At 46.6% G+C, this 365-nt stretch carries 1 pseudogene; it reads right to left on the bottom strand.

Annotated elements, in window-relative coordinates:
- Nucleotides 1–365, bottom strand: a pseudogene (locus AB4512_RS24570) (pilus assembly protein TadG); the annotation flags it as partial.

Below are 365 nucleotides of genomic sequence, written 5' to 3'. Positions count from 1 at the left end.
CCGGTTGTATCTTCTCCGGGCTCATCACAAACGTATTTCCACTCGCCATCGACATAGTCCTGTTTAATCGATGTGCAAAGAATTTTGCTGGATATTGCGTCGATGGCTGTCTTTAGATCGTCGATTTTTATGTGCCGACTTGAACCCCACCTGTCGTTCATTGAACCGGAAAAGTCCGACACAAACACAATATCGATGTTGTTATCACCAAGATAAACTGGGTACTTTCTCGCTAACGAACGTCCCGCTAAGTCCTGCTGCTGATCAAACGAAGGGATAAAGCTACTCGCAAACCAAGAGTCGTGCGTGGTCTTGGCATTCACTGTGTATTGGATGTATTCAAGAACCCCAGTGCCCTCGTCTTC

The organism is Vibrio sp. 10N.222.52.B7, assembly GCF_041474275.1.
GTDB classification, from domain to species: Bacteria; Pseudomonadota; Gammaproteobacteria; order Enterobacterales; family Vibrionaceae; genus Vibrio; species Vibrio crassostreae_C.
Note: the sequence above shows the minus strand (reverse complement) of the source record. Positions and strands in the feature narration are given on the sequence as shown.